Source organism: Bacillus sp. 01N45 (assembly GCF_056399205.1).
This window is the reverse complement of record NZ_JBFTQW010000011.1, coordinates 15088-38421: the sequence shown is the minus strand read 5'-3', so window position 1 is coordinate 38421 and position 23334 is coordinate 15088. Positions and strand designations below refer to the sequence as shown.

Sequence of the window (23334 nt, the reverse complement as noted above, 5' to 3'; positions counted from 1 at the left end):
GTAACGGCGCTATCCAACTACGGGTAGCGTCTTTTTGTGTTGTACATAAATCAAAAGGGAGAGGATCGGAAATGTCAGCAAATGCGGGTGAAGTAAGAGCACGGCTAACGCTAGATAATACGCAGTTCCGACAGGGAATGCAGCAAGCACAACAACAAATGAAGCAAATGGACAAAGGGGCACAAAGCGCAGCGAAAGGTATGTCGATGTTGAACATAGCATCGGCAGCAGCAGGAGTCGCCGTAGTAGCTTCCGTAGGTGCTTCCGTTAAAGCTGCGGCCAATTTCGAACAATCAATGGCGAAGGTAAAGGCGATTTCTGGTGCGACAGATTCGGAATTCAAACAACTGGAAGCAACGGCGAAGGACTTAGGTGCGACAACACAATTCAGCGCCTCACAAGCTGCGGACGGTTTGGCCTTCCTGTCGTTAGCAGGATTCAAGGCGCAAGATAGTATGGACGCAATTCCATCCGTTTTAAACCTGGCGGCCGCTGGCGCGTTAGATTTAGGAACCGCAGCCGATATCGCATCGAACATCATGACAGGGTTCGGACTATCAGCGAAGGACACAGGATTCGCAACGGATGTATTAGCGAAAACATTCACGACTGCGAATACAGACATGAATCAACTGGGAATGGCGATGAAATATGTTGCGCCAGTAGCAAACGCGTTGGGCTGGGATATCACCGATGCAGCAACGGCCGTGGCGAAGATGTCCGACGCAGGTATTCAAGGATCGCAAGCAGGTACGTCACTACGTGCGGCACTGTTATCGCTGGCGAATCCGACAGGACAAACGGAAAAGGCGTTCGAAAAGTTAGGAATTTCAGTAACAGACGCAAACGGACAGTTCAAGCCATTACCAGAATTGATCGGTCATATCAGTTCGAAAATGGAAGGAATGACAGAAACACAAAAGACCGTAACTGCGGCCCAGCTAGTCGGGACCGAAGCGTCAGCAGGTTTCCTGGCATTACTAGCGCAAGGACAACCAGCACTGGACGCATATAAAAAATCACTGGAAGAATCGGGCGGAACTGCGCAGCGAGTAGCGGAAACAATGCAAAATACGTTACTGGGCGCATGGAATCAGGTCACGTCAGCGGCTGAAGGTTTAGCGATTAATCTGGGACAAGCGTTGCTACCTGCGTTCACTTCGGTAGCACATGGAGCGGCAACATTAATCGGAAGTTTAGCACAATTAGATCCTGCGTTCTTAGCTGGTGGACTTGCGGCAGCGGCCTTTGCATCGGGCGCAATATTAGTTGCTAACAACATGTCAAAGGTTATTGGAGCAGTCAGATTACTAAGTGCTACGTTATTAACAAATCCTGCTACGGCATGGATTGCGGGCGTATCGTTAGCAGTCGGAGCATTGACAACAGTGTTAATGAAGGCGTCTGGATCTACACGTGAGTACAAAGAGGTATCGCTGGACACCTATAAATCATTGGGAGAACAAGCGGATACGATGAATAATCTTGCTAATAGATACGATGAGTTAAAAGGCAAGATTAAACTAAGTACCGATGAATTATTGCGATATAAAGACTTACAAAACGAGATCGCAAAAGCCGAAGAGGGCGACAGTAAACAAAAAATGATTGAAGAGTACGAGCAGTTAGGGCAAAAAGCGGGCGTAACTAAAGAGGAAATGAACGAGTATTTATCCGTAAATTCCGAGATTATCGCAAAAGCACCTGCAACGGCGACTGCATTCGATAGTAAAGGAAATGCTATCGTCAAAACTGCGGATGAAGCACGAAAACTATCTGAATCATACAAGGAAATGCAACGTATCGAATTAGAGTTGCAACAAACGCAACTTATGATTAATCAGAAAAAAGATCTAGAAGACATGGTCGAGGCATCGAAGAACTATCAAGAGTCGCTGAAAGAGCGTGGGAATCTAGAAAAGGCACAAGCCGAAGCACAATCTCGTTACGATAGTATGCGCAAGCAGCATCAAGACGCTATCAATCGCGGAGATGAAAAAGGGATCGAGAACACGGCGAAACTTTTAGACAATCGCAGAAATACGTTAATGAATGCTAATGCTGAATTGGCCGCAAACAAGGCAGCAGGTACAGAATTAAGAGGTCATTTAAATTCTGCGCAACAAAAGTTACAAATGAGCGAAAGAACTACGGATCTAATTGTACAAGAGCAACTAGCATCGGTTGGTTTACAAGCTGCGACAAAAGATGCAGTATCGGCGATTCAAGAGAAATTAAATGCGGAACAGAACGTCGTAAAAGAACTCGAAGCACAAAAAGAGGCGGCGGGCGGATTAACTGACGAGCAACAAAAGACATTAGACGCAGCTTCGAAAAACGTTGATAAGTTAAACGAAGCAAAAGACGCAATAAACAACGCTAAATCTAATCAAGACATGTACAAGCAAGGCTTCGAAGATACGCTAGAAGTTATCGAGGATATGAACGACGGTTTAGAAAAACCTGCCGATAAGAAAGTAAAGACGAATCTAGACGAAGAGAAGAAAAAGGCGGACGAACTTCACGAAAAGTCCGAAAAACCTGCGACAAAGAAGACAAACGGCGATAACAGTCATGTAAATGCTGAAATTGATAAGACAGACGCAAAAGCAAAGAAAGAAAATACGAAGAAAACAAAAGGTGATAACTCGCATGTTAACGGGGAAATCGATAAAACCGACAAGAAAGCGCAGAAGGAAAACACAAAGAAGACGAAGGGTGATAACAGTCATGTGAATTCCGAAATCGATAAAACCGACAACAAGGCGAAGAAAGAAAACACGAAGAAGACAAAGGGCGATAACAGTCATGCGAATTCTGAAATCGATAAAACTGATCAAAAAGGTAAAAAAGAAGTAACGAAGCCGTTACAAATGGACGCATCGCAAGCAAAGGAAGAACTCGACAAAGTTAAACGAGAGGCACAGAAATCGGAAACAAAGAGCGTATTCGTTAACATCTATGAGTCGGTTAAACGTACAGTGACGAGCGCCTTCGGTGGTGGTTCCGAGAAGCGGCACAACGGCGGAACGCTGGGGAATATCGTGGGTAGGCCGAAATATCATAACGGCGGAACACCGAGGGGCCAGCGACAACCAAACCAGGCGAAGTTTGACGAAGTTGATGTTCGACTGCGTGATGATGAAATGGTGTTAACGCAAGCGCAACAAAAGAACCTATTTAATATGGTTCGGACGTTCAATACTGCTACTGCTGCGCAATTGGCGAAGGTTAATGAAGGCGGCGGATCTGGTGGAAGACAAATCGTCAATAACTTTAACATTGCCGAATTACATGTCAGAGAAGAAGCAGACGTCGAGAAGGTTGCGAAAGAGTTAAAGACAATGGAGCGTACGAAAGATCGCGCACGCGGTATATAGTAACGAAGATTGGCGGGAGGATTCTCGCCTTTCTTTTTTTATATGTAAATATGCATTTATATTTATTTCGCAATTTGCGAAACATTATAATAGAAAGAGAGGCATAGAAGGGGGAAGCAACTATGAATATAAAAGAGTTATTAGAGATGTTGAAAGAAAATAGAATATCAATAGTAGCAAAAGAAATTGGAATAAGTCAAAAGAAGTTATCCAAAGCCATGAAAGCGGCTGGTTACCAATATAATCGTAGGGTAGGTTGGCACTATATATCTAAGGGCGAGCCACCTTTGGAAGCGGATATCAAAGACTTTATAGGAGATACTGATAATGCGCGATCGGAAACTACGAACGATGCCTTGACGGAAAATGAAGTGAACGTGCTACGGGAGATAATTAACGGATGGGATATGACTCAAAATGTCGTTAATACAATCTTGCAACAAAAAGAAAAGGTTTCGAAATCTAGTGATCCGCAGAAGAATACAAATCCAATTCATTCGTTGTATATGCTTATTAGGGAAAGTGGATCGAAAGAAAAGGTTAGCAGGACGGTGAATCTCGATAAGGAGACATGTTCGCAATTAGGTACCTTCGAAGATGTGCTTCGAATCAATCGTGATGATATTATAGAGATTGCGCTTCGTGAGTTCTTTGAGAAATATAAGGCGTAGTAGTGGCGAGAGGGACGTGGATTTTGTATCTACGTCTTTTTTTCGGTTATAAACGCGGGAAGGTGCGCTGAGATCGCGATTTTAAGACGATTATCTTTTATTTCGTAGGTAGTAGGGTGGCTAATTGCGGAATGTAACCGAATATATAATGGAAAATAATGCTTGTATCTACGGAAAAGTTTGGGTAGAATGTAGGTAACGATGTACATCGTTAAGAATGTGTGATGTACACAACCTTATTGAACGAAAACAACCGTGGTAAAACGGTTTGAATGCTGATATTACTGCGTTTTAGTCTAGCGCAAACTGACCGTATAATTCACAATTGATAATCCAAACGCAATCGCATCATGCGGATGTGGATCATCTTTCCGTACGGCGACGAATGCTGGTAAGCCAGAAGAGTGCTAAGCTTTTAGCAGAAATAGAAAAAGACCTTTTTAGCGATGGAGGAAAATCGTTAAGGAGGTCTTTTCTTTTGTCGCAAAAAATCAAAAACGTCGCCTTCCCAATTTAGAAACCGATCTTAAGATATGTTGCACAACGAATTTTACAATCTAATTTATCTTTGCATAGATGCAAGTATCAATTAGTTGTTTACCGTCAGCTGAAAGATCTTCATTACGTAATATCCCTTCAAGTTCAAAACCTAGTTTTTCAGGGATTGTACGACTTTTCGTGTTATTACGTTCGCATCGTATTTCAATCCTTCTAAATTTGAATAACTGAAATCCAAGGTTTATTAACGCACTTACTACTTCTGTCATATATCCATTGCCACCAAATTGCGTATTAATCCAGTATCCAATTGCACATTTAGAAACCTTCCAATCAATTGCGTGAAGGCTAGCCGTTCCAATAAAATCATTCGTCTCCTTATGGTAGATAAGATAGCGAAAGCTTTCTCTTTTCAAAAAATCTAAATGCGCATTTCTCAGGAGAATTTCCGTTTCTTCAACAGTAGGAATTGACTGGAATAAAAGCAGCCATTGCTTTAATTCACTAATGGAATCTTTAATAGCTTCGTGTACTATATCCCCTTCACCAGCTTGAAGTGGAGCTCGAAGAATGAGTCTGTCTGTTTCTATTTGTAACGGAACATCCAATAAAATAGGATTCATATTATTTCTCCCCTCAAAAGCTAGAAAACAATAAATATATATTCAATTCATCATTTAGAAATCCCTTTTCACATATTGAAAACGAAACTGCTAGTTGGTTGAGTAAGGAATTATTATTTTTCATCTATTTTCTTACGATTGTTGTCTTTTGCATAATTAGAGGTTGGTTTATGTGTATGAAGAATTTTAATGAAGTAATAGCAACTCATCCAAGTTTAGAATCCGTACTCATTCCAATTGGTGATGGGATGACGGTTTCTAAAGTGAAGAAATAATTATTATCTTACAAAAGTGTAATGTTCATGTCATGTTTTTGAATTTCTTCTTTAAAGCTTAGGCTTTAAGATAACAATATAAGAAAAACACATGAGGTGAAGGAAATGAAAAGATATATTGCACTTTTTAGCATTTTAGTTGTATTTGCAAGCCTATTAGTTGGTTGTGATTTAAATCGTATGGGTAAAGATGAGTATTATGTTCAAATTACAGTAGATGGAAAAGAGTATAATGGTAAATCTGATAATGGTGAGCCGTATAAAAATTACGAATATAAGTTAACTGGATTTGATAAAGAAGGTAAAGAGAAAGAATTAGAATTTACTGCACAAAAAAACTTACGTAAAGATGCATTCTTACGTGTATATCACTCAGATAAAAAAGGTGTAACAGCTTGGGAAGAAGTAAAGAAAGATGAGCTTCCTGCGAAAGTGAAAGAAAAACTAGGCGTGAAATAAGACAGAAAAAAGGAATTGACGAATAGGGTCAATTCCTTTTTATATTCTCAAAATCCTCTTCTGAAATGACTTTAAATCCATGTCTTTTGAATAAAGCAGTTGTTACCCCGTAACCAGTTTGTTTATTCCCGTTAAATTCTCCAGTGTAAATCGTAGAACTACCACAAGATGGACTGCGTTCTTTCAAAATAATATATTCTGGGTGTAAACCTTTCATTTGTTCTAGAGCTTTATAAGCACCGCTCACGAAAGCTGCTGTGACATCTTCACCGTCTTTTGTCACCACTTTTGCTTTTCCATCTAAAACGTCATCGCCATTCCCCCCAATAATTTCAGCTGAAGGACGAGGCGTTGGTAATCCTCCTAATACTTCAGGACAAATGAGGACTGTATCTTCTTGTTGCAGTAGCTCCTCTATTTTTGAAACGAGATTGTCATTTCCATCATACCGACAAGCGATACCACCTAAACAAGCGCTAATTACGATCATATTGTCACCTCCAAAAAAATTTAAAATATCCCGCCAATTTTTCTTCCTGACTCTTACCTATAAATGAGGTGATAAAAATGGGAAGCTTATATAATTTAATGAAACCATATAGTGAATTTCGAAGTAAAGAAGAGTTTAATACATATCAAAAACAAGTTTTGAAGTGCTATCGATTTGAATTAAATAAAACGGATACAACCATCATTCATTTTTTAGGGAAGTATGCGGTGAATGAGAAACAAAAAACAGTGGGAGTTGCTTGTCCGTTAATGGAGACGATTGCTACGAAAGTTGGAAAGAGCATTCGTACAGTACGCCGTTCAATTGCAAAGTTAGAGGAACTAGGAATTATAAAGCGTGTTGCGACAAAAGAAAGACATAAGCGCGGCGGATATAGTGCGAACTTATATGTATTTCTTACATCTGCAATTGACCGCATGGATGACCGTATGAAACTGTCCGCATGTGAAAGTGAGGATCGTGTAGATGGCTGTAGTAAAAATGAGCAAAAAAGTGAAGGGGAAACAATTTTTTCTAAAAACATTCCACAAATAAAAGAGAATAGAAAAGAAACGTACGAACTTGATGAGACGTATTGCCGTCATGATATACCGAAGCCTTTTATATACGCACTTGTGCCAATGACGCGTAATCCGAAAAAGATTAATATATTTTGGAGTAAGGTGGAACTTGCATATAAAAAGAGCGGGTTACTAGAGCAAGGTGTTTTACTGGAGCAAATATTAGCTGATGAAGAAGTGTATGGAAATTTCATTTGGCGAGTAAAGAGTGTTGTGAGAGCGTATAAATACGGGGAAATCCGTAAAAATGTGAAGGCTCTTTTATATAGTACAGTGCGGGATTTATTTTTAGAAATTGGATTAGAATGGGGAGCAGCCGTGAGAAGAAGTAAGGGGATACCGTTATTTGATCCGTTTAAAAAAGAGCCATGCGTATAACACATGACTCCAAGTAGTTAATCAAACTTTCTTACAACTGGAACACGAATCGCTACAAATAGTACGAAGACGATAACGGCGATTGCACCGCTTTTCATAACGGTTACGATTGGAATTCCTATTGCAAGTGCGATTGATGTGAATGCATAAGAAAGCGGGATAAAGCCCATTGATGAGAGCATAAGTAAACTCATTACGCGTCCCATCATTTCTTCTTTTACTGTCGATTGAATCATCGCCATAAGCGGAACGATAGCCATTGCAATTGTAATACCGTAAAACATGCCAGCTAATAATGCTTGCCACAGTACGGTGCTAAAGTTGATGGATAAGAAGAATACACCAGATAGTAGCATCATGATAATGCAAAATAGACCGCGTCTACGATTAATATTTTTTAAACCGACAATGACAGCGCCTATCGCCATTCCGCCTCCTACAGATGCTTCTAAGTAACTAAACTGAAGCGAGTCACCGTGCAGAACATTTTTAACGAAAAGCGGGAAACCGACTTGCATTGGACCGATTAAAAATAAGTTTAAAAAGGCACTACAAATAAGGAAGGTTGAAAGGAATGGTGATTCCTTTACATATAAGATTCCTTCTTTAATAGAAGTGAACATGCCTTTGTCTGTATTTTGCTGTTCTGGCATCGTAAATTGTATTTTTTGAACGAGTATGGCTGCAACGATTAGTAATAAAATCGTGATCGAAAAGATCGTTTCATAGTTCGTAAATTTGATAAGAATTCCGCCAAGTACAGGGCCTAAGATGACCGATGCTTGATTTGACATTTGTGTAAGTGAGTTTGCTTGTGTTAAACGGCTTTTTTCTACAAGTTCAGGCAAGATAGATCCATCAGCTGACCAGAAAAAAGCATCAGCAAGCCCAAAGAATAAAGCGAATAAAGCAAATGTATATAGTGTTACATCACCTACGATGAACCATGTAAGGATGGTTGCGACGAGAATAGCACGAATAATATTAGAATAAAACATAATGTTTTTTTTCGGGAATTTATCAGCTACAGCACCGCCGATAATCATAAAAATAAGCCTTGGAACACTAAGAGCTACGAAAACAACACCGAGTGAAGCCTCAAGGTTTAATGTTTTTGCTATGTACCACGTTTGTGAAAAAGTAAAAAAGGCTAAAGCAAAACTTGAAAAAAGAGTAGCTGCCCAAAGAAAAAGGAAATTCGTATTTTTTAATAACGGTTTCGCATTTTCTTTTAAAGCAGATTTATTTTGTTGTAGTTCCTCCATATTGCTTCCTTTCTATGTGACAAATTTAAACTGAAAAACCTATTAACAATCGTTTTATACAGTTTCTAATATTTCTATACTGCACTTTCTCATTGTAGACAATAATGTTGGGTTTGCACAGTGGCTATTTAACGACAAAAAAGAAGATACCAAATGGTATCTTCTTTTTTGTCGTTCAGGCTAATGCAATATAAATATCCAATTGTACGTTGGTTGGATCTGTTGCTTTTTCATCATAAAGCTCAAAGTCTGTTGTAAAAGCACGTTTGTTTTCTTTTGACCATTGCCAAATATATTCCCAAGCCTCACAAACGACTTCAGCAACTGGCCCCTTTCTCGTTGTAAATACCGCATACGTAGCAGCAGGTATTGTTAAAGTTGTCATATTTTCAGGTGCGTCTTCTAATGAAGAAACGGGCATACCGATCGTAAATTGATATGTACCAGTTTCATCTGATTCATAATTTGAGTAGAACGCGAATGTTTCTTTCGTTTGTTGATTTGGGATGTGATGCATCATTTGTTCTTGGAAGTATTGGTTCCAAAGCCCTGGAATTTTTCCTTCAGTAGATGCCTCTATTTCATTTGTCGTCGTAATCGAAATACCGATTGCTTGGAAAGCTTCTTTTTTTACGATAATAGGTTCTTTCATTTTAAAATATCCCCCTTATTGATAAGAACGTTTGTTCTTATTGATTGTAACATATTTTGGAAGGATACGGTAGCACAATAACAAAAGAACTCCTTCGCATAAAAGGAGCTCTTTTCATTTCTATATTAAAACATACTAGAGCTGTGCATCGGTTGAAGTTTTGCGTTTGGATCGAAGTAAGCTTTTGCATTGTTTACTGCTGTTGGTGCTTCACCGAAGCCGCAAGCAATGAGTTTTACTTTTCCTTCATATGTACAAATGTCACCAGCAGCGTAAATGCCAGGAATATTTGTTTCCATTTTCGAATTCACGAGAATGCTGTTTTTTTGTATATCTAAGCCCCAATTTTTAATTGGGCCAAGAGAGGAAACGAAGCCGTAGTTTACGATGACATCATCCACATCGATGATAATTTTTTCTTCCGTTTTTATATGCTGAAGAACGACTTGTTCAATGTTGTCATCACCAATGAGTTCTACTGGTATGTACGGTGTGCTTACTTCTGCACGAGAATTCATTAAGCTTTCTACGCTATGTTCATGTGCACGGAACTTATCACGGCGATGAACGATTGTAACTTTTTCAGCGATCGGCTCTAACATCATTGTCCAATCAACAGCTGAGTCGCCGCCGCCAAATACTACGACGCGCTTACCAGCAAATTTATTCATATCATCAACGAAATAATGTAAGTTTTTCTTTTCATACTTTGCTGTACCTTCTAATTCTAAGCGGCGTGGTTGGAAAGCACCATTGCCAGCAGTAATAATAACTGATTTAGAATAGTGAGTTTGCTTATTCGTAACAAGTTTAAATATACCGTCAGCTTGTTTCTCAAGCGTATCAACAGCTTCTTCTAAACAAACGGTTGGATCAAATTTCTTCATTTGCTCTTTTAAGTTATCAACTAGTTCTTGTGCGCGCACTTTTGGAAATCCAGCTACATCATAAATGTATTTTTCAGGGTAGAGTGCGGATAATTGTCCTCCAAGTTGAGGTAAGCTTTCAATGATTTTTACACTTGCTTGTCTCATACCGCCATAAAATGCTGTGAACAGCCCTGTTGGACCACCACCAATAATCGTTATGTCGTAAACTTTTTGATTTTCTGCCACTTTCATTCCCCCTATAGATGGAATTTTGATATTGATTTCATATATTGTTCATATGTACACGAAAATCCTGCAAATGATGACACTTTCAAATAAATGATAGCATATTTGAGTTCATAATACTTCTGAAAACGACTGAATTGTGTGTAAGTTTTCGCATAGATGCTTTTTTAATTGTATAAAATATGGTGAAAGGAAAATACATGAAAAAAAGGCTGAAAAACCCTTGAAAACGCTATGTTATTTTAAAATATTGATAATTCTCCAGACGCTTGAATTCTGGAATAAAACCGACTAATATAGGGAAGTATTATGTTAAATTTCTATGACAAAATTCGTACGATTTTTTGACTGCGTTTTGTTATGATATAGAATGTGATAAATTCCACATTCTTGACAAATATAGTTTTTAGTACTTGGTATTATTTTTCATTACTATTATATAAAGAAAAGGGTTGTGATTTGGTGAAGACTCCAAAAATCGTAGTTTTAGGTGCAGGTTATGGCGGGATGATTACGACTGTTCGTCTGCAAAAAGCATTATCTGTAAATGAAGCTGAAATTACGTTAGTAAACAACAACAGCTATCACTACCAAGCGACTTGGTTACATGAGAGCGCAGCTGGTACATTACAAGATGAAAAAATCTGTCTAGATATTCAAGACGTTATTGATACAAATAAAGTGAACTTTGTACAAGACACAGTAGTAGAAATTAAAGCTGCTGAAAAACGCATCATCTTAAAAGACGGCGAGCTAGAGTATGACTATTTAGTAATCGGTCTTGGTTTCGAATCAGAAACATTCGGAATTACAGGATTAAAAGAGCATGCATTCTCAATTGCTAACATTAATGCAACTCGTGAAATTCGTGAGCATATGGAAGCTAGTTTCGCTAAATATGCAACTGAAAAGCGCGATGAGTTAGTAACAATCGTTGTTGGTGGTGCTGGATTTACTGGTATCGAGTACGTAGGTGAGCTTGCAAACCGTGTTCCTGAACTTTGCAAAGAGTACAATGTACCACGTGAAAAAGCACGTATTATCTGTGTAGAAGCTGCTCCGACAGCACTTCCAGGTTTCGATCCGGCATTAGTAGAATACGCTGTAAAACAACTTGAGAAAAAAGGTGTAGAATTCCGCATCGGTACAGCAATTAAAGAAGCAACTGAAGAAGGTATTATCGTTGCAAACGGCGATGATACTGAATTAATTAAGTCTGAAACAGTAGTTTGGGCTGCGGGTGTTCGTGGTAACGGTATTGTAGAAGAGTCTGGCTTTGAAGCAATGCGCGGACGTGTAAAAGTTGATGAGTACATGCACGCTCCAGGATACGAAGATGTATTTATGGTTGGTGACGCAGCGTTAATCATTAACGAAGAAATTAATCGTCCATACCCACCAACGGCACAAATCGCAATTCAAGAAGGTTACAACATTGCACACAACTTAACTGTGTTAGTTCGTGGTAAAGGCGAAATGAAAAAATTCGCATTCGACAATAAAGGATCTGTATGTTCTTTAGGTCATGACGATGCAATGGGCGTTGTTATGGGCAAAAAGTTAACAGGTTGGAAAGCTTCCTTCATGAAGAAAGTTATCGATAACCGTTACCTATTCTTATTAGGTGGACCTTTATTAGTTCTTAAAAAAGGTAAATTAAAGTTCTTTTAATATATAGTAGAAAAAGCAGAAACGGCTAAGAGCTGTTTCTGCTTTTTTCATTTAAAAAATATAGTATAATATATAAAAAAGAAAGAATATTCTGTCCGTTCTGATAGAGGAGGGTATTACATCATGGAGAAGCGAGGGAAAGTATGGCTAGCTGTTGGTGGCTTAGTAGCTACAAAAGATGGCAGGTGGCTGTTCGTTAAGAAAAAATATAGTGGATTAAAGGGGAAATGGTCTTTGCCGGCTGGTTTTGTAAATGAAGGTGAGACGGTTGATGAAGCTGTGAAACGTGAAGTGTTAGAAGAGACAGGTATCGTCGCTCATGTGAAGGGGATCATTGGTGTTCGATCGGGCGTGATTCGCAATGAGATTAGTGATAATATGATTATTTTCCTTTTGGAGCCTGAAGGAGAAAACATTATTGTACAGGAGAAGGAATTGTCTGAAGTAGCATTTTTACATCCAGATACGATTGCGGACGATCCAAATACGTCTCTACTTATCAAATATTTGTTTGAAGGAAGATCAGAACTACATCTTGAGATGAACAAAACATTAGATCCAGGAGAGCAATTTGGTTATACAGCCTATCATGTATTTACGGCGCATGCGAAGGAGAGGGAGAAAGAGTGAGTATACCAGTACTACTTATTTCAATGATGTTATTTTTTATTTTGTTTTTTGGAATTGGATTTTTACTCAACATGATATTGCGAGCGACATGGGTAATGGTTATTGTGTATCCGATTGTTTGTATACTTATTATTAATAAGGCGAGTGTGTGGGATTATTTTTCAAAGCCGAAAGAAACATTCTCTTCATTTGGGACAAGTGTATCGCATTTAGGGCAGGCAGATGTGTTTATTCTATCTACTGGATTAGTAGGTGCTGCTTTAGCCGGAATTGTCATTAAGAAACTTCGGAAAAGCGGATATCAAATGTTTTAATCTCCAATTCATTTGGGGATTATTTTTTTGCATATTCCTTCATCGTATAGGGAATGATTAACGATGAAGGAGTGTGGAATATAAAAATGTTAAAACGATATTGTATTCGCATTATGATGACTTGTTTACTTGTATCCGCATTATGCGTAACATGGAATGCTTTCACAGGAGTTTCTTTATTAGAGATTGTAAAGAAATATGAGGGAACGAGTGCAAAAGAAGTACATGCAGCAGAAGTTAAGAGAAATGTTGCTCCGAGTAAAGAAGTGATAAATGCTTTAGAGCAGGCAAACGACTGGTCTAAATATCGTTCAATTGAAATGACTGCAACAGGTTATACGTCGGGAATTGAGTCAACTGGTAAGAGACCGGGACATCCGGAGTATGGTATTACATATTCAGGAGTTAAGGTGAAAAGGGATTTATATTCCACAATCGCTGCGGACTTACGCGTATTCCCAATTGGAACGATTCTATTCGTACCAGGTTATGGGTACGGTGTAGTAGCTGATAAGGGCGGTGCAATAAAAGGAAACCGTCTTGATCTGTATTATGATACGGTGAAAGATGTTTATAGCCAATGGGGTAAGAAAAAAGTGAATGTGTATGTAGTGAAAGTTGGAAATGGTAAGTTTTCAGAAGAAGAGTTAACGATGTTAAATCAAGACGAAACGATGCAAGTGTTTCGTGGTCAATATTTAAAACAAAGATAGTCTAGTGGTAATTACGCTAGACTTTTTTATTTTATAAATAGAAGAAATATGGATTATATAGGATGTAACAGAAGTTAGAATTGTCGCATTTTATCGAAAATAAAGTTATAATAAAGGCAGAGTAGAGAAATTTAGGGGGTCTGAACATGTTTCAAGTACAAAAAGAATTAGCAAGCCATGAAGCGGTAATCGTTGCCTTATTTGAAGAAGAGAAAACGAGTAGTTTTGTACAAGAACTGGACAAAGCGTTTGAAGGACAACTACAAGTTTTATTAGAAGAGAAAGAACTTTCTACGAAGAAGAAAGCTATTTCAAAAGTACATAGTTTAGGAAAAACAAATGTGAAACGTTATTATTTCGTTGGTTTAGGTAAGAAAGAGTCTTACACGACAGAAACGTTGCGTGCTGCTCTTGGTAAGGCATTTAAAACGTTACAAGCAGCAAAAGTACAAGATGCAGCAATCTTACTTGATTCTTTCGTAACAGAGAAATTAGATGCAATTGATGTAGCTCATATTGCAGCAGAAGTACAAGGTCTTGGTACATATGAGTTACAAACGTATAAATCAGATAAAAAGGATCGTGTGGAACTAGAGAAGTTCACGGCTATTACAGCAGAAGATGCACAAGAAATTGAAGCTGCATTAACAGTTGGCTACGTACATGGACGTGCAACAAATTCAGCTCGTACACTTGTAAATATGCCGCCAAACGTATTAACAGCAACAAAGCTTGCTGAGTATGCTGTTGAGTTAGCGGAAAAGTATGATATGGATTATAAAGTTCTTGAGAAAGAAGAGATGGAAGATCTTGGTATGGGTGCGTTACTTGCAGTAAACCAAGGTAGTACAGAGCCACCAAAAATGATTGCTCTTATTTATAAAGGAAAAGAAGAGTGGACAGATGTCATTGGATTCGTTGGAAAAGGGATTACATACGATACAGGTGGTTATTCTTTAAAACCACGTGAAGGCATGGTCGGTATGAAAGGTGATATGGGCGGTGCTGCGTCTGTATTAGGTGCGATGGAAATTATCGGTGAACTTCGCCCAGAGCAAAATGTGATCGCTGTTATTCCATCAACTGATAACGTTGTAAGTGGTACAGCATTTAAGCCAGACGATGTAATCACATCTATGAGCGGAAAAACAATTGAAGTATTAAATACAGATGCAGAAGGTCGCCTAGCGTTAGCTGACGGTATTACGTATGCGAAAAAACTAGGTGCAAACTATCTTATTGATGTTGCGACATTAACAGGTGGTGTAATTGTTGCACTTGGAAATCAGACGACAGGCGCAATGACAAACAATGAAGAGTTGTTTGAGCAAGTGCTAGAGGCGTCTATGGAAACAGATGAATCAATTTGGCAATTACCGATTTTTGATCGTGATAAAGAACGCGTTCGAAACAGTAAGTTTGCCGATTTAAATAACTCACCAGGCCGCGAAGGACATGCGGTTATGGCAGGTACATTCTTAGGTGAATTTGCTGAAGATACACCTTGGGTACACTTAGACATCGCTGGAACATCTGAAACGTCAGGAGCGCATGATTTAGGGCCAGCTGGAGCAACAGGTGCAATGGTACGTACACTTGCAACACTTGTTGAACGTTTCGGAGAAGAGTAAGATCCATAAGAGAAGGCTGTTCCGATATTTTGGAACAGCCTTTTTTATTGGTATGATTATTGTCATTTTTTGTCGTTAAGTCGATATAATTTCATTTCCTATTGTACTGTTCTATAGGAAAAGATGGATCCTATAAAGAAATCGTATATAACGTTCCATTTAAAGCGAATGAAGTGCGACCTGTTTCTTCAGAGACAACTAAAATAAGTGCGTCGCTTTTTTCTGATAAGCCAATCGCAGCTCTGTGACGTGTTCCTAGTTCAGGATCAACTTCTGTGCTTTTCGTTAACGGAAGAATATTGGCAGCTGAAACAATATGATCATTTTTAACGAGAACGGCTCCGTCATGAAGAGGGTTACCTGGATAGAAAATGGATTCAAGTAACGGTGAGGTTAAATGAGCATGTAATGTTGTTCCAGTTTGAATGAGAGAGTCAAGTGGTTCGTTTCTTTCCACAACAATAAGAGCCCCGTGTTTTCGGGCGCTTAAATGTTGGACAGTTGCTGTAATAGAATGTGAGCTTTCAGTATAAGGTGATAAATACGCTTGAATATAGTATGTAGCTGCCAATGTTTGTACGTTTGCTAACATATGATGAATATCTTCCATTTTGCACAAAATACATTCATCTTCTTTATCAATTGCTTGTCTCATAATTGATAATTCTTTCTCAGCAATTTCAATCATTTGCTTTGTTTGTATTTTGAGCTCTTCTGACAAGCCCCATTCTTGCATAATCCTCATTCCCTTTAGTGGAGTATTTAACCATAGTGTATACAAATATTCCTAGTAAAATCCTGTTAGATTGTAAAAAATATTGAGATACAGGTTGTTTTTTTCATATAATAAAGGTATGACAAGCGAGAGGAGATAGAAATATGAGCTGGAAACAAGAATTTAGTCGCTGGCTTTCCTATGCAGAGTTAGACGCAGAACTAAAAGAACAGTTAGAAAACATGAAGCAAGATGAGAAGAAAATTGAGGACAGCTTTTATAAAAATCTAGAATTCGGCACAGGTGGTATGCGTGGTGAACTTGGTGCTGGTACGAACCGTTTGAACGTATATACAGTTCGTAAAGCAACACAAGGATTAGCGAAGTTTATTGAAAAATTAGGTGAAGAAGCGAAAAAACGCGGTGTTGTTGTAGCGTACGATTCTCGTCATAAATCACCTGAATTTGCAATGGAAGTAGCTGCTACACTTGGTGCACACGGTATCACAACATATGTGTTTGAAAGCTTACGTCCAACGCCAGTGCTTTCTTTCGCAGTTCGTCATTTACATACAGTAAGTGGAATCGTTCTTACGGCAAGCCATAATCCGCCGGAATATAACGGTTATAAAGTATATGGTGAAGATGGTGGGCAGTTGCCTCCAAAAGAAGCTGATGAGTTAATTAGCTATGTAAATGCAGTAGAGGATGAGTTAACAGTTGAGGTTGCTAATGTGGAGCAATTAAAAGCTGACGGTTTATTACATATTGTTGGACAAGAAGTAGATGATGCATATGCAACAGAATTGAACAATGTCATCATTAATAAAGAAATGGTACAAAATGTTGGAAAAGACTTAAAAATCGTCTTTACACCATTACATGGAACATCAAATATTTCTGTGCGCCGTGGTTTAGAAGAAGTTGGATTTACAGATGTAACAGTTGTAAAAGAGCAAGAGTTACCAGATCCGAACTTCTCTACAGTAAAATCACCGAACCCAGAAGAGCATGCAGCGTTTGAGTATGCAATTCGTGACGGTGAGAAGGTAGGAGCAGATGTGTTAATCGCAACGGATCCTGACGCAGACCGTCTAGGCGTTGCAGTTCGTAATCACGATGGTGAGTTCCAAGTATTAACGGGTAACCAAACAGGTGCATTAATGCTTGATTACTTATTATCTCAAAAGAAAGAAAACGGAACGCTTCCAGAGAACGGTGTTGTATTAAAAACAATCGTAACGTCTGAAATTGGCCGTACAATCGCGAAAGCATACGGTTTAGATACAGTTGATACGTTAACTGGATTTAAATTTATCGGTGAGAAAATTAAACAGTATGAAGAAAGCGGACAATACGAATTCCAATTCGGTTATGAGGAAAGCTATGGTTATTTAATCCGTCCATTCTGTCGTGATAAAGATGCAGTACAATCTGTTCTATTTGCATGTGAAGTAGCTGCATACTACAAATCACAAGGTAAAACGTTATACGATGGTTTATTAGAAGTATTTGAGAAGTACGGTTTCTTCCGTGAAGATCTTGTATCGTTAACGTTAAAAGGAAAAGATGGAGCGGAACAAATTCAAGAAATGATGGCAACATTCCGTGAAAATCCTCCGAAAGAATTAGCGGGCTTAACAGTTGTAGCTGTTGAAGACTATAAAGCGAGCATCGTTACATCTTTACAAGATGGACATAAAGAAGAGATTCACTTACCGAAATCAAATGTGTTAAAATATCAATTAGAAGATGGTTCTTGGTTCTGCCTACGCCCATCTGGAACTGAACCGAAGATTAAGTTCTACTTCGGTGTTCAAGATAATTCTTTACAAAATAGTGAACAAAAGTTACTTACTATTAAAGAAGATATTATGAATCGTTTATAATATAAAGTAATTTTAAGTAGTAAGGAACGAAAGGGAGTGAAACCTCCCTTTTGTTTTATGTAAGGAAATAATCGTTATTGATTCTGACAGAAGAGAGGGTATTTTGTGATGAAAAAAGTAAGAAAAGCCATAATCCCAGCAGCTGGATTAGGAACACGTTTTTTACCAGCTACAAAAGCAATGCCAAAAGAAATGTTACCGATAGTAGATAAACCAACTATCCAATACATTGTAGAAGAAGCAATAAAATCAGGAATCGAAGATATTATTATCGTTACTGGTAAAACGAAGCGCTCTATTGAAGATCATTTTGATAATGCATTTGAGTTAGAGCAAAACTTATTAGAAAAGAAAAAGTATGAGTTACTTGAAAAAGTACAGGCTTCTTCAAAAATGGTAGATATTCACTATATCCGTCAAAAAGAACCAAAAGGATTAGGACACGCTGTTTGGTGTGCACGTAAATTCATTGGTGATGAGCCATTCGCTGTTTTATTAGGTGATGATATCGTTCAAGCTGAAAAACCATGTTTACGTCAATTAATTGAAGAATATGATAAAACGCTTTCTTCTGTTATTGGTGTACAAACGGTTCCAGAAGATGAAACACACCGTTATGGAATTATCGACCCATTAGAGCAGGAAGGACGTCGTTACCAAGTTCGCAATTTCGTTGAGAAACCAGCAGCAGGTACAGCACCTTCAAACTTAGCAATTATGGGACGTTACGTTTTAACACCTGAAATCTTCATGTTCTTAGAACAGCAACATGTTGGTGCTGGTGGTGAAATTCAGTTAACAGATGCAATCCAAAACTTAAACGAAATTCAACGTGTATTTGCTTACGATTTCGAAGGAAAGCGCTACGACGTAGGTGAAAAGTTAGGATTCGTTCAAACGACAATCGAAATGGCTCTGCGACACCCAGAATTACGTGATGACATGGTTCCAATGATGCAGAAAATTTTAGAAGAACACACGAAGCAACAGTCTTAATATAAAAAAAGAGTTATTTCAGTGTACTGAAATAACTCTTTTTTATTATGAAATCGTCGAATGAGAATGCTGATAAGCGGAACGACGTACAGCATAGTATATGCGAGGTGCGATAATAGCACCGATAATGGTAAATGCAATATCTTTTACTGCGAACCACATCATAATCATCCAAGCCGCTTTATAACTCATATTACCACCCATGAAGAAATTGACTGCCCCGTACATATAAGTAGTACCGATAATATACGTTAAAATGATTCCTGTGAAAGAGGCAATTGCAAATGTACTGAATGTTGGTCGTTCTTTTTGTTCTACTAGTTTTCCGGATACGTAAGCAACGATAATAAATGCAATAATAAAACCACCAGTAGGATCTAAAAGCGCTCCGAATCCAGCTTTGAAGTTAGCGAAGATTGGTGCACCAGCTAAGCCAACGAGCATATACACAGTCATTGATAATGCGCCAAGTCTACTTCCAAGAAGAAGCCCTGCTAAAATTGCGAAAAATGGTTGCATAGATAATGGGATACCCGCTACTTGCAGGAATGGTGCCCAAGATACAATATTTGCACCAATGGCCATAAGAGCGACGAACATGGCAGCTAATGCTAAATCTAAAACATGAAATCTCCTCATAATGTTAACCTCCTGTTGTTTTTAGGTTAACATTATCGTAGCGAAAATATTTACTTGTTGTCAATCAAAATATTTTGATAAGAAGGCTTCAAATACTCTCTTAGCAACGTATACGGAATACGAAATTGAGGGATTCCGCTTGAATAAGGAGCAATCTCATATAAAGGGAAATAAATGACGAGATTGTCCGGTTCTAAAAAGAAGTGGAACTTTTTCGTGCTCATGACCTTTTCAGTTGCATCGGGAAAATAAATACTTTCATTTTGTTTAATTTGTCTTACAATCTCAGCACGGATTATTTCTTTATATTTATCTTCTGGTTGAAATAGATCGTCTAAGTGTAGTAACTTTTTTTCTTTTAAATCAAATGTGTTTGCCTTCCACTTATAAAGACCGTGTGCTCCGCCTGTATATTGATAGTAATTCACATATAGGCTGAGCAACGGTGGTTTATTTAGGGAGACTTTATAATCAACATTCGCCACGTACGGATGAAAAGGTGTACTAGATCCTTCTGTTTCTTTATAATATTTTTTTGCGTCTTTTTCTAATTTTGTTTTAAATTTGTCAGTAGATTTTTTGTAATAGAAATTGAGCTTATTTTGAAATTTAGAATCGGGAAAATTGTGAAACGAAGGTCTGTTAATTTGATATTCTATATAAGGTTTCTTACCTTTTTGTGTTACAGTCTGAACATCGATTGTCAGGTTGGATGCTTTGGCTGCTAGTGCACAATTTGGTACAATAGTCAGCAAGGAGAACATAAGCAGTAATATACAAAATTTCTGTTTCATTTAGGTGAAACCTCCTTATATAAGTGTTATAAGTAGTTTGAAAATAAATAGGTAAAATTATACATTCAATTAAAGTAAGAGAAGGAGGAAACGATATGGGAAAAACTTTAATGGATTCACTTGGAATTGAGTTGTTAGAGATGACAGAAGATAAGGTGGTTGCTACGATGCCTGTTGATGAGCGTACGCATCAGCCGTTTGGTTTTTTACACGGCGGTGCATCTCTTGCATTAGCGGAAACAGTAGCAAGTGTTGGTTCATACAATTTAATTGATCAAGAGAAATGTATTTGTTTCGGTCTAGAAATTAATGCAAATCACATTCGCTCAAAGAAAGATGGGATTGTAACAGCGATCGGAACACCGATACATAGAGGACATTCAACGATGGTTTGGGATGTACGTATTATTGATGAGAATGATGATTTACTATGTATATCAAGATGTACAGTAGCAATTAAAGAAAAACGTGAAAAGTAAAAAGAGGCGGCTCAATAGAGCGCCTCTTTTTTATAATTAGAACTGGATTTTCTTCTCTAAGAAGCCTTTTAGCTCGCTAATTGGCATACGAACTTGTTCCATTGTGTCACGGTCACGTACTGTAACAGCTTTGTCTTCAACTGAGTCGAAGTCGTAAGTGATACAGAATGGTGTACCGATTTCGTCTTGACGACGGTAACGTTTACCGATAGAACCAGTTTCGTCAAAGTCTACCATGAAGTCTTTAGCTAGTTCTGCGAATACTTCAGTAGCACCTTCAGATAGCTTTTTAGATAATGGTAAGATAGCTGCTTTGTATGGTGCTAAAGCAGGGTGGAAACGAAGAACTGTACGAGAATCGTTTTCCAATTGCTCTTCTTCATATGCATCACATAAGAATGCTAATGTTACACGGTCAGCACCTAAAGATGGCTCGATGCAGTACGGTACGTAACGCTCATTCGTTTGTGGATCGATATAGTTAAAGTCTTCGTTAGAGTGTTCCATGTGACGTTTTAAATCGAAGTCTGTACGAGATGCTACGCCCCAAAGTTCGCCCCAACCGAATGGGAATCTGAATTCAATATCAGTTGTTGCGTTACTGTAATGAGATAATTCCTCTTCACCGTGGTCACGAAGACGCATGCTTTCTTCAGTCATACCAAGTGAAAGTAACCAGTTCTTACAAGTTTCACGCCAGAATGCAAACCACTCTAAATCTTCACCAGGCTTACAGAAGAATTCAAGTTCCATTTGTTCGAATTCACGTGTACGGAATGTGAAGTTACCAGGCGTGATTTCGTTACGGAAGCTCTTACCGATTTGGCCAATACCAAATGGAAGTTTTTTACGCATAGAGCGTTGTACGTTTTTAAAGTTTACGAAAATACCTTGTGCTGTTTCAGGACGAAGGAAGATTTCGTTCGTGCTAGACTCTGTAACACCTTGGAATGTTTTGAACATTAAGTTGAACTGACGGATTTCAGTGAACTCTTCACTACCGCAATCAGGACATTTTACTTCATGTTCTTTCATTAAGTCAGCCATTTGGTCGAAAGTAAGACCATCAACAACCATTTCGATGCCTTTTGCATCTAATGCATCTTCAATTAATTTGTCAGCACGGTGACGCGCTTTACATTTTTTACAGTCGATCATTGGATCGTTGAAGTTACCAACGTGACCAGAAGCGATCCAAGTTTTTGGGTTCATTAAAATAGCTGCGTCTAAACCAACGTTGTATGGAGATTCTTGAATGAATTTTTTCCACCAAGCTTTTTTAACGTTATTTTTTAATTCGATTCCAAGTGGACCGTAATCCCAAGTGTTTGCAAGACCACCGTAAATTTCAGAACCAGGGAAAACAAAACCGCGATGTTTCGCTAAGTTTACAACTTGTTCCATTGAATACATAATAAAATCCTCCTTTTGAAAGTTAACGTATTGGCGATGACGTGCTCTGGTACTTGTGAAACGAGCGGTATATGCTTTGAAAAACATAAAAAAAACGCTCATCCCAAGGCTTAATTGCCTAGGGACGAGCGTTTGCCCGCGGTTCCACCCTAGTTGATACACAACAGGTGCATCCACTTTATCACGTATTGCTCGGGACTGCCGTTTCCTTGCGGCATCAGGCTTTCACTATCCCTGAATCGCTTTTTGTGCAAGTACTTATAAGTCCGTCATCGCTACTTATATTAATAATAATGAACATATTCTAACACGTTCTTTTTTAAATCTCAATAGAGGAACGCGTCTATCTATGATAGAGTCTCGCCTATTTTTTCGTTATTTATTCCGTAATTTTGTTTAATGTGCTTAATTGCTTCACGTTTACTAAGGGGAGCAAGCTCGTTATTTTGCACGTATTCCCAAACGACATCGGGCTTCGTTTTTGCATACTCGCGAAGGACCCAGCCAATCGCTTTTTGAATGAAAAATTCTTTTGAAGAATGTAGTTGTCCAATAATCCAGAAAAGAAGTTCTTCGTCCATCTTTTGTTTATATTTTAGCTGGAATAAAATAGCGGCGCGTTGTAACCATATGTTGTCTGATGCAATCCATTTTGGAATATAGGCAGAAATTAATTCCGGATGTTTTAAAAAGATATTTCCTAAAAATGTAGGGACGATGCTATCAACAGAATCCCACCAAGATTTTGTTACAATAAGTTCTTCTAAAAACGGGATATGCGTTTCGTTTATATGCTTTTTATATTTTTGCATAATATCGAGTGCGGCCGCTTGAAATTCACGTTCTGGTAAATCCCAAAGCTCACGTACGATAATTTGAAAGTCTTTTTGATCTGGAAGAGTGTGTATTTGGATAACGTCTTTTAATAACTGTCTTCTTTCAGGTGTTTGAATACCGAGAAATGGGAAGTGGTTTTTCATATAACATGCCATCGGTTCTGCTTTTTCAGGATTTTTATGGGCTGTGAAATGCTCTTGTAATGCTTGTACAAATGGATGCATAA

The 23334-nt window shown here is 38.3% G+C and carries 23 protein-coding genes and 1 pseudogene; 14 read left to right on the top strand and 10 right to left on the bottom strand.

The genetic code is table 11. From position 1 onward, the window contains the following. Positions 1–71 precede the first annotated feature (71 nt). The 3 genes and pseudogenes from AC1DMU_RS22260 to AC1DMU_RS22250 form a co-directional block, all read left to right on the top strand. Complete coding sequence (locus AC1DMU_RS22260) at positions 72–3380, top strand: phage tail tape measure protein (protein ID WP_476941568.1); 3309 nt, start codon at positions 72–74, stop codon at positions 3378–3380. Between the two features lie 122 nt (positions 3381–3502). Next, entirely contained in the window at positions 3503–4051 is a 549-nt protein-coding gene (locus AC1DMU_RS22255) for a CopG family transcriptional regulator (protein WP_476941567.1), read from the top strand. Between the two features lie 318 nt (positions 4052–4369). Further along, positions 4370–4462 (top strand): annotated as a pseudogene (locus AC1DMU_RS22250) (iron-sulfur cluster assembly accessory protein); the annotation flags it as partial. Between the two features lie 146 nt (positions 4463–4608). Here the strand turns inward: AC1DMU_RS22250 and AC1DMU_RS22245 are convergent. After that, positions 4609–5172 carry a GNAT family N-acetyltransferase gene (locus AC1DMU_RS22245; RefSeq protein ID WP_088064710.1) on the bottom strand — a complete coding sequence of 188 codons (564 nt, stop codon included), beginning with the start codon at positions 5170–5172 and terminating at the stop codon, positions 4609–4611. A 170-nt stretch (positions 5173–5342) separates the two neighbouring features. Between AC1DMU_RS22245 and AC1DMU_RS22240 the strand changes: the two genes are divergently transcribed. Both AC1DMU_RS22240 and AC1DMU_RS22235 read left to right on the top strand, forming a co-directional pair. Then, positions 5343–5447, top strand: coding sequence for a methyltransferase (locus AC1DMU_RS22240; RefSeq protein WP_088064709.1), 105 nt, complete (start codon positions 5343–5345; stop codon positions 5445–5447). Positions 5448–5552: 105 nt separating this feature from the next. Continuing rightward, on the top strand, positions 5553–5906 hold the full coding sequence (locus tag AC1DMU_RS22235; RefSeq protein ID WP_088064708.1) for a YxeA family protein: 354 nt from the start codon (positions 5553–5555) through the stop codon (positions 5904–5906). A 28-nt stretch (positions 5907–5934) separates the two neighbouring features. Here the strand turns inward: AC1DMU_RS22235 and AC1DMU_RS22230 are convergent, their stop codons facing one another. Next, entirely contained in the window at positions 5935–6396 is a 462-nt protein-coding gene (locus AC1DMU_RS22230) for a 2-thiouracil desulfurase family protein (protein WP_088064707.1), read from the bottom strand. A 77-nt stretch (positions 6397–6473) separates the two neighbouring features. Between AC1DMU_RS22230 and AC1DMU_RS22225 the strand changes: the two genes are divergently transcribed. Next, entirely contained in the window at positions 6474–7355 is an 882-nt protein-coding gene (locus tag AC1DMU_RS22225) for a helix-turn-helix domain-containing protein (RefSeq protein ID WP_088064706.1), read from the top strand. Between the two features lie 17 nt (positions 7356–7372). Here AC1DMU_RS22225 and AC1DMU_RS22220 read toward each other — a convergent pair whose 3' ends face one another. From AC1DMU_RS22220 to AC1DMU_RS22210, 3 genes are all read right to left on the bottom strand, one after another. Further along, the gene (locus tag AC1DMU_RS22220) at positions 7373–8620 is read right to left on the bottom strand and encodes an MFS transporter (RefSeq protein ID WP_046959971.1); all 1248 of its coding nucleotides are present in this window, start codon (positions 8618–8620) and stop codon (positions 7373–7375) included. Positions 8621–8795: 175 nt separating this feature from the next. Beyond that, complete coding sequence (locus tag AC1DMU_RS22215; RefSeq protein ID WP_088064705.1) at positions 8796–9272, bottom strand: GyrI-like domain-containing protein; 477 nt, start codon at positions 9270–9272, stop codon at positions 8796–8798. 125 nt (positions 9273–9397) lie between these two features. Continuing rightward, positions 9398–10387 carry an NAD(P)/FAD-dependent oxidoreductase gene (locus AC1DMU_RS22210; protein WP_048542263.1) on the bottom strand — a complete coding sequence of 330 codons (990 nt, stop codon included), beginning with the start codon at positions 10385–10387 and terminating at the stop codon, positions 9398–9400. A gap of 462 nt (positions 10388–10849) precedes the next feature. Between AC1DMU_RS22210 and AC1DMU_RS22205 the strand changes: the two genes are divergently transcribed. From AC1DMU_RS22205 to pepA, 5 genes are all read left to right on the top strand, one after another. Beyond that, entirely contained in the window at positions 10850–12058 is a 1209-nt protein-coding gene (locus AC1DMU_RS22205; protein WP_000856605.1) for an NAD(P)/FAD-dependent oxidoreductase, read from the top strand. A gap of 123 nt (positions 12059–12181) precedes the next feature. Next, on the top strand, positions 12182–12688 hold the full coding sequence (locus tag AC1DMU_RS22200; protein ID WP_000415296.1) for an NUDIX hydrolase: 507 nt from the start codon (positions 12182–12184) through the stop codon (positions 12686–12688). Beyond that, positions 12685–13002 carry a YuiB family protein gene (locus AC1DMU_RS22195; RefSeq protein WP_000027007.1) on the top strand — a complete coding sequence of 106 codons (318 nt, stop codon included), beginning with the start codon at positions 12685–12687 and terminating at the stop codon, positions 13000–13002. Before AC1DMU_RS22200 ends, AC1DMU_RS22195 begins: the two co-directional genes overlap by 4 nt. Before the next feature lie 86 nt (positions 13003–13088). Continuing rightward, a complete protein-coding gene (locus AC1DMU_RS22190) occupies positions 13089–13715 on the top strand; it encodes a 3D domain-containing protein (protein ID WP_000920109.1) in 627 nt (208 codons plus the stop codon). A gap of 146 nt (positions 13716–13861) precedes the next feature. Beyond that, positions 13862–15346: a cytosol aminopeptidase gene (pepA, locus tag AC1DMU_RS22185; RefSeq protein ID WP_088064704.1), complete on the top strand. Its 1485-nt coding sequence runs from the start codon at positions 13862–13864 to the stop codon at positions 15344–15346. Between the two features lie 130 nt (positions 15347–15476). Here the strand turns inward: pepA and cdaS are convergent, their stop codons facing one another. Beyond that, a complete protein-coding gene (gene cdaS / locus AC1DMU_RS22180) occupies positions 15477–16082 on the bottom strand; it encodes a sporulation-specific diadenylate cyclase CdaS (protein ID WP_070169194.1) in 606 nt (201 codons plus the stop codon). 143 nt (positions 16083–16225) lie between these two features. On the opposite strand from cdaS, the gene AC1DMU_RS22175 reads away from it, so the two are divergent. Both AC1DMU_RS22175 and galU read left to right on the top strand, forming a co-directional pair. Further along, on the top strand, positions 16226–17950 hold the full coding sequence (locus AC1DMU_RS22175) for a phospho-sugar mutase (RefSeq protein WP_476941566.1): 1725 nt from the start codon (positions 16226–16228) through the stop codon (positions 17948–17950). A 108-nt stretch (positions 17951–18058) separates the two neighbouring features. Then, positions 18059–18946, top strand: coding sequence for a UTP--glucose-1-phosphate uridylyltransferase GalU (galU, locus tag AC1DMU_RS22170; RefSeq protein ID WP_087986056.1), 888 nt, complete (start codon positions 18059–18061; stop codon positions 18944–18946). Positions 18947–18991: 45 nt separating this feature from the next. Here the strand turns inward: galU and AC1DMU_RS22165 are convergent, their stop codons facing one another. Then, entirely contained in the window at positions 18992–19585 is a 594-nt protein-coding gene (locus AC1DMU_RS22165; RefSeq protein WP_001252151.1) for a biotin transporter BioY, read from the bottom strand. A gap of 50 nt (positions 19586–19635) precedes the next feature. Beyond that, positions 19636–20379 (bottom strand): DUF3298 and DUF4163 domain-containing protein, encoded by a 744-nt coding sequence (locus tag AC1DMU_RS22160; RefSeq protein WP_088064702.1) that lies wholly within the window; start codon positions 20377–20379, stop codon positions 19636–19638. Positions 20380–20474: 95 nt separating this feature from the next. On the opposite strand from AC1DMU_RS22160, the gene AC1DMU_RS22155 reads away from it, so the two are divergent. Then, positions 20475–20858 carry a hotdog fold thioesterase gene (locus AC1DMU_RS22155; protein ID WP_000520763.1) on the top strand — a complete coding sequence of 128 codons (384 nt, stop codon included), beginning with the start codon at positions 20475–20477 and terminating at the stop codon, positions 20856–20858. 36 nt (positions 20859–20894) lie between these two features. On the opposite strand, the gene AC1DMU_RS22150 is transcribed toward AC1DMU_RS22155, so the two are convergent. Further along, on the bottom strand, positions 20895–22271 hold the full coding sequence (locus tag AC1DMU_RS22150; RefSeq protein ID WP_000287155.1) for a glycine--tRNA ligase: 1377 nt from the start codon (positions 22269–22271) through the stop codon (positions 20895–20897). A 347-nt stretch (positions 22272–22618) separates the two neighbouring features. Beyond that, positions 22619–23332 carry a DNA alkylation repair protein gene (locus AC1DMU_RS22145; protein WP_088064701.1) on the bottom strand — a complete coding sequence of 238 codons (714 nt, stop codon included), beginning with the start codon at positions 23330–23332 and terminating at the stop codon, positions 22619–22621. Between the last annotated feature and the right edge of the window lie 2 nt (positions 23333–23334).